This window comes from Paenibacillus sp. UNC451MF, from assembly GCF_000686845.1.
In the GTDB taxonomy this organism is placed as follows: Bacteria; Bacillota; Bacilli; order Paenibacillales; family NBRC-103111; genus Paenibacillus_S.
In genome coordinates this window covers 312,234-318,355 of the sequence record NZ_KK366024.1, presented here as the reverse complement: position 1 = coordinate 318,355, position 6,122 = coordinate 312,234, and the positions used below count along the sequence as shown (strand labels likewise).

General features: G+C 43.0%; 7 protein-coding genes. 2 read left to right on the top strand and 5 right to left on the bottom strand.

The window, feature by feature from the left end; genetic code table 11:
• The 3 genes from BP97_RS38265 to BP97_RS0132445 all read right to left on the bottom strand — a co-directional run.
• A partial coding sequence (locus BP97_RS38265) for a transposase (RefSeq protein ID WP_036746530.1) occupies nucleotides 1–169 on the bottom strand: 169 nt, incomplete at its 3' end.
• A 111-nt stretch (nucleotides 170–280) separates the two neighbouring features.
• The gene (locus tag BP97_RS0132450; RefSeq protein WP_028552795.1) at nucleotides 281–1,000 is read right to left on the bottom strand and encodes a YebC/PmpR family DNA-binding transcriptional regulator; all 720 of its coding nucleotides are present in this window, start codon (nucleotides 998–1,000) and stop codon (nucleotides 281–283) included.
• 163 nt (nucleotides 1,001–1,163) lie between these two features.
• Nucleotides 1,164–1,751: a TetR/AcrR family transcriptional regulator gene (locus BP97_RS0132445; protein ID WP_028552794.1), complete on the bottom strand. Its 588-nt coding sequence runs from the start codon at nucleotides 1,749–1,751 to the stop codon at nucleotides 1,164–1,166.
• A 339-nt stretch (nucleotides 1,752–2,090) separates the two neighbouring features.
• On the opposite strand from BP97_RS0132445, the gene BP97_RS0132440 reads away from it, so the two are divergent.
• Nucleotides 2,091–2,858 carry an SDR family NAD(P)-dependent oxidoreductase gene (locus BP97_RS0132440; protein ID WP_028552793.1) on the top strand — a complete coding sequence of 256 codons (768 nt, stop codon included), beginning with the start codon at nucleotides 2,091–2,093 and terminating at the stop codon, nucleotides 2,856–2,858.
• A gap of 22 nt (nucleotides 2,859–2,880) precedes the next feature.
• On the top strand, nucleotides 2,881–3,633 hold the full coding sequence (locus tag BP97_RS0132435) for an SDR family NAD(P)-dependent oxidoreductase (protein ID WP_028552792.1): 753 nt from the start codon (nucleotides 2,881–2,883) through the stop codon (nucleotides 3,631–3,633).
• Between the two features lie 107 nt (nucleotides 3,634–3,740).
• On the opposite strand, the gene BP97_RS0132430 is transcribed toward BP97_RS0132435, so the two are convergent.
• Nucleotides 3,741–4,526 carry a class I SAM-dependent methyltransferase gene (locus BP97_RS0132430; RefSeq protein WP_028552791.1) on the bottom strand — a complete coding sequence of 262 codons (786 nt, stop codon included), beginning with the start codon at nucleotides 4,524–4,526 and terminating at the stop codon, nucleotides 3,741–3,743.
• 177 nt (nucleotides 4,527–4,703) lie between these two features.
• Complete coding sequence (locus BP97_RS0132425) at nucleotides 4,704–6,032, bottom strand: ABC transporter substrate-binding protein (protein WP_028552790.1); 1,329 nt, start codon at nucleotides 6,030–6,032, stop codon at nucleotides 4,704–4,706.
• Nucleotides 6,033–6,122 lie beyond the last annotated feature (90 nt).

The following is a 6,122-nucleotide window of genomic DNA, read 5'->3' as shown; positions in this document are numbered from 1 at the left end:
ACTCCCCGTTTTGCCATTTCTTTACCCACACCTTCAGTTGTGAACAGTTACGAATTCCTTCTCGTTCAGCTACCGACTTGTAGCTCGATGAACCCCCTAAATACGCTCTGACCGCCTTCAACTTGAATTCTTCTGTATACGTCTGGAATGTTTGTCCCTTTTTAGCCATAAAAATATCCCCTCCAAGTTTCACTCGAACCTCCATGATAACATGAAGGTTTTTTTTGAGTGTCTACTTGAAGGGGATAATACCACAAGAAGGCGGGTTTAACAGACTCGATTAATCTTCGAATTCCACGTTATGATACACCTGCTGAACATCCTCGAGATCTTCAAGTGCATCAATCATTTTTTCAAATTGAGCTTGTCCGTCTTCAGGAAGTGTAACGAAATTTTGCGCAAGCATTGTCAGTTCTGCAACCGTGAATTCTGTGATTCCAGCATTTTTGAATGCTTCCTGAACGGCATGGAACTGATCAGGCTCAGCATAGACAAGAATAGTCTCGTCTTCTTCGATTACATCGCGTACATCAACATCAGCTTCAAGTAAAATATCAATCACTTCATCCAATGTTTTCTCAGCAACACCGATAATGGCTGTTGAGTCAAACATGTAAGCTACAGAGCCGCTCACACCCATGTTCCCGCCATTTTTGCTGAAGGCGGCACGTACACTTGAAGCGGTGCGGTTCACATTATTTGTCAAAGCGTCCACGATTACCATGGAGCCATTAGGTCCGAAGCCTTCGTAACGGAGCTCTTCATAAGTTTCTTCAGAACTCCCTTTAGCCTTGTCAATTGCACGGTCAATGATAGCTTTAGGTACATTATACGTTTTAGCCCGTTCAAGAACGACCTTCAACGCTCTATTAGATTCAGGATCCGGCTCGCCTTTTCTTGCCGCTACATAAATTTCAAGACCAAACTTGGCGTAAATACGACTCGTATTACCATCTTTCGATGCTTTTTTCTCTTTAATATTATTCCACTTGCGGCCCATACTGTTCCCACTTTCTTATATTTATTCAATCATATTATAACCGATTTTTTTATAGATTTGGACTTGTTTGTTGATTATTCAAATTTTGAAGCAAAAAATAACATTTGAACGAATGCTTAAGACTTTGCTGGACCCACGATTCACTCAATATGTATTCGAGATATTATCTCTTGAACTCGATATAATCCATTCGGGTGTTCACCTGCATAAGCAGCTGTTCGGCCATATACCCTGCAGAATATTTGAAATTAGTTTCCGCCCAGTACATGATGACCCCGACAGTTGCGGACATGCGATAGCTCAACATGATCTCATAGTCAATAGGTGGATCGCTGCTTTCCATCTCAATATGCATATCCTTTCTCATCGATTCCCGCAGCAAGTCATATATTTCAAGTGCAATCCCCTTATCCACGGATAAAAGCGCCATGAACTCTTCCTTATTCTTCTCTATATGCTCGAACAATTGTAGTGTGGAAGGAAATATGTTTGTCGCTTCCACACGCTTCATTCCTTCATATGGTTCCAGCAGCGCTTCTGCCAATCCTTGCAGGAATTCATCATGTATCGCTTTCAGAAGCTCTTCTTTACCTACAAAATGGTTATAAAACGTTCCGCGATTATAATCTGCTTGATTGGCGATATCGAGAATGGTAGTTGAATCGTATCCTTTCTCTAATATGAGCTTTATAAAAGCGGACTTAATGGCATGGCGTGTCCTCTTTGTCCTTCGATCCAGCTGATCCTCCATCGCTCATGCGTTCACCTCCGTTGTACTGCTTCTATTTCATTATACCTTCATTCTCAGCCTAAGAAAAATCACAGCTATCTACTACATAGAAAAAGGATGATTTACGTATCCTATTCAGCAGAAATATTCAGAAACACATTCATAGACAACATCTCGTGTGTTGTTCAATTTCTCCGCAGATTTGAACATCTCGAAGCGATCTGTTCATTACATGACACGTCTGACAGGAATGATTATTGTCCGATCGCAAGAAAGCGATGTATGCTTAAGACGTAGTCGAGAACGAATAAATCCGGATTTATCGCTCAACCCTATTAATCACAAAGGAGCGAATCAATCATGAGTCAATCACAAGTAAAAACTGCCGTTATAACCGGTGCCGCTGGCGGTATCGGTAAAGAGCTTGCACGCAGGTTGGCGGAACGCCAATTAAATCTTGTCCTTGTCGATTTAAAGGAGGAAGCTTTGAAGACCGTTATCGAAGAGCTGGGGTTGAACGAATCCAACTCACTTGCAGTAGCGGCTGACGTTTCCAAAGAAGAAGATGTACAAAATTACGTGAACAAAGCGGTCGAGAAATTCGGAACTATTGATTATTTCGCTAACAACGCTGGTATTGAGGGTCCAACAGGCCTCCTCGAGGAACAAAGCGTCAAGGCTCTTGATCTTGTATATAGTGTTAATGTAAGAGGTGTTTTCTTAGGTCTTCACTACATTATACCCGTTATGAAGAAGCAACAATCTGGAGCCATTCTCAACACGTCTTCTCTTGCAGGTCTGATGGGTGCCCCAGGGATGTCACCTTATATTATGTCCAAACATGCCGTTATTGGCCTCACTCGCGTAGCCGCTAATGAAGTTGCATCATTCGGCATTCGAGTTAATGCAGTACTGCCGGGCACTATAAATACACGCATGATGCGTCAAATCGAATCCAACTCAGGCAACGCCAATAGCTTCAAAGAAGCAAATGAAGCGGCCACACCATTGGGACGCTATGGCGAACCCCAAGAAGTAGCTGCCGTCATGAATTTCCTGTTATCGGAAGAAGCGTCTTTCGTTACCGCCTCTCTATATACGGTGGATGGCGGCATGATGGGTCAATAATACTAATAAGGAGTGAATCGGGATGAAACTAGAAAATAAAGTCATCATTGTCACGGGTGCCGGCAGCGGTATCGGTCGAGCCACTTCTCTTAAATTGGCTTCTGAAGGCGCGATCGTCGTATCCTCCGACTATAATGAAGTAACGGCAAAAGAAACAGCTGAAATGATTCAAAAAGCTGGCGGACAAGCCTCTTATGTTCGTGCAGACGTTTCTAAGCCTGAGGATATCCAGCACCTGATTGATAAGACAGTCGAAGTACACGGAACTTTGGACGGACTATTCAATAACGCAGGTGTAGGTGACGTCCGTTCCTTTGAAGAGCATACGCCCGATTATTACAACCATGTGGTCTCCGTTGATCAATTCGGTGTTTACCTTGGTATCTACTACGGTTCGAAGAAGATGAAGGAACTCGGTGTAAAAGGAATTATCATCAACACCGCATCAATCTTCGGCTATATGGCGGCTAAAGGCAGCTTCGCCTATCAAGCGGCTAAAGCTGCTGTAGTGATGATGACGAAATCAGCCGCTCTGGAGCTAGCAGATGATGGCATTCGAGTTATTGCCGTTGCACCAGGCTTCATCGATACTCCAATTATTAAAGATGGAGATGACTTTAAAAGCTTCCTTGCCGATCAGCATCTCAGCAAAAAGCTCATACAACCCGAGCAGATTGCCGACGTAGTCAGCTTCCTCTTCACCGGCGAAGCTTCGGCAATTAATGGACAAACCATCCCGGTCGACGACGGATTCCTGATCTTTAAACGTTCCTAAACTATATAAAACCGTTGCTTACAGGATGTAAAGTACCCACTCTACATTCACTAAAGCAGCGGTTTCTTTCTTTAATTCTATATGGTCATTCATTCCCCCTCTTCGAGCTACCGCTTTTGCGCTATCACAAGCTCATGTAAGTAGCATTTTATGACCTGTCCATCAAACTGTCCGTCTATAAGACTACCGATACAATTGTAGAGCCTATGGCGCTCTGAGTCCTCCATCATCAGATGATCCGAATAAGTAGATAACAAGTCCAAATACTGCTGTTTGTTATACGTCTCTTCTCTTATAAAAGATCTTCTTACAGGTTCATTGAATAATCCGCTGGCTTCCAGATCCGCCGAATCTGAAAGAATATTTTCCATATCGGGCAGACGGAAGTTCTTTGTCACTCCCGGCTTAAAGCGTTCATAGCAGTCCTGCACTAGGTCAAAGAAATCTAGATCTCCTCCAGCTACATGATGGTAACGAACAATAGCCAAATGACCTCCTGGTCGGAGCAGAGAAGCGATCTTCGTATACCGAACGCTCGGATCAAGCCAATGAAATGCCGTCGCTACAAGCACAAGATCATACTGCATGCCAATGGGCGGCTCCCACTCTTCAAAAGCACCAACCTGAACATCTACTTTATCAAACTTGGCGAGCTTATGGCGAGCTACTTGAGCCATGGCTTCACCTAATTCTACGGCGGTTACACTACAGCCTAGTTCAGCAATCGGAAGCGTGGCTATACCGGTTCCAGCCCCGATCTCTAGAACGTGAGATTCAGAATGACACCCGGACTGTTGGAACAGCTCATCAAACAGCTCCTGCGGATACTGGTTACGGGCGCGATCATAAAGCTCCGCTACCTCGTTAAATGTCTTCTTCAATTCATCAGCCATCTATGTTACCTCCTTATATAATGGATCCGAATCTTGCCATTTAACATTAGAAGCATTATGAATATTTTATTATAATACAAGGTTATTCCTATATTGGGGTAAATTTTTATTACAACTAAAAAAGCCCTATAATACAGGGCTTTTTTCAATGGTAGCGTTTACAATTGGCTTGCAGTTTTATTTCTCCAGCTTTATTTTGGATTGTACCAAGTTATTCATTTGTTCATCCGCAAGACGAAGCGCTGTATTAACATCCGCTTCCTTCTTCAGTACACTTTCATATGCATCGATAATAATTTTGTTCGTATCACTTCCGGTGTATACAGGAGGTTTGTTGACGGAAGGCTTAAGCTTTGGAATACTGCTCAGATTATACGTTTTACCTGCGAATTCCGGTATACCTTTACCGAACTCTTTTTTCACATTATCGTTGGAGAGCACTGACATTTTTCCGTTCTTGGCGAGATTAAGCTGTACTTCATCGGATACCAAAGTTTCAATGACGAGGAAGGCTGCATCTTTGTTCTTACTGCTTGAGGTGATGGAGAAGTTCGGGGTGTCTACGCCCGTGCTGTAGCCTAGCTTGTCTTTATGCTGAGGATAAGTTACGACGTCCCAGTTCACATCAGGTGCTTTGCGGAGTGCATTTAAAGTGCTGCTATATCCTGTTATCATAGCTAACTCACCTTTAATAAATGCCGTCTGATTATTCCCGAAATTAATCGTATTATAAGGCTCATCCGCATTTCCCGGATAATTGTAAATATTGTTCCACAAATCAAATGCCTTCTTCCAAGGCTCCGTGGTCAAAATCGATTTGTTGTCCTTGTCCATCTGGTAGAGGTTGATTTGAGCTGCCATCCGAGCAACGCCATCTGGGAAAAACCCGCGGTATTGGATACCGTCAAAATTTCTTGTTATTTTCTTGCCTAAATCTCCAACTTCTTCCCAAGTCATTCCATCCTTCGGATAAGGCACGGCAAACTTGTCAAATAACGTTTTATTATAAAATAAGGCGAATGCGTTATTGTATGCGGGCAATCCCCCTAAAAAATCGCTTCTTCCATTCACTTTAATGTATTCCAAAAACTCAGGGATAAAACGGTTCAGGTCGAGGTTGTACTTCTTGATGAGAGGATCCATGTTATACAGGAGGTTCAAATCTTTAAGCTGAGGAAGCGTGCTGCCATAGCCCATCACAATATCAGGAATATCGCCTGCAGTAATAAGCTCGTTTAAGCCGAAGCCTTTTTCTGACGTATTAATATACTGCACCGTAATGTTAGGGTATTTCTTAGCTAACGGGTCGGTTATGTAAAGCTTTAGTTCCTCATCTGTGAATAGCCCCCGGCTCCCAGCAAGCTTAATGGTGACTGGTTCTGTGCTAATCTTCGGTGGTACGGTACTATCCTCGGCTACTTTAGTCCCTCCGCTAGAACAGCCGGATAAGATAAGCACTGTAGATGCAAGTATGACACCAGATCGTTTCCACAAATCGCGTCTCATATTTTCAGACCTCCCTGAATTATGAATAAGTTATCCATAGGTATTATTTTACTATTGGAAATGTAAGCAAACTATGGATAAACACCATCT

Excerpts from the sequence above, each read along its gene's own strand:
- BP97_RS0132450 (WP_028552795.1), bottom strand. The coding sequence starts at position 1,000 with ATGGGCCGCAAGTGGAATAATATTAAAGAGAAAAAAGCATCGAAAGAT.
- BP97_RS0132445 (WP_028552794.1), bottom strand. The coding sequence starts at position 1,751 with ATGGAGGATCAGCTGGATCGAAGGACAAAGAGGACACGCCATGCCATT.
- BP97_RS0132440 (WP_028552793.1), top strand. The coding sequence starts at position 2,091 with ATGAGTCAATCACAAGTAAAAACTGCCGTTATAACCGGTGCCGCTGGC.
- BP97_RS0132435 (WP_028552792.1), top strand. The coding sequence starts at position 2,881 with ATGAAACTAGAAAATAAAGTCATCATTGTCACGGGTGCCGGCAGCGGT.
- BP97_RS0132430 (WP_028552791.1), bottom strand. The coding sequence starts at position 4,526 with ATGGCTGATGAATTGAAGAAGACATTTAACGAGGTAGCGGAGCTTTAT.
- BP97_RS0132425 (WP_028552790.1), bottom strand. The coding sequence starts at position 6,032 with ATGAGACGCGATTTGTGGAAACGATCTGGTGTCATACTTGCATCTACA.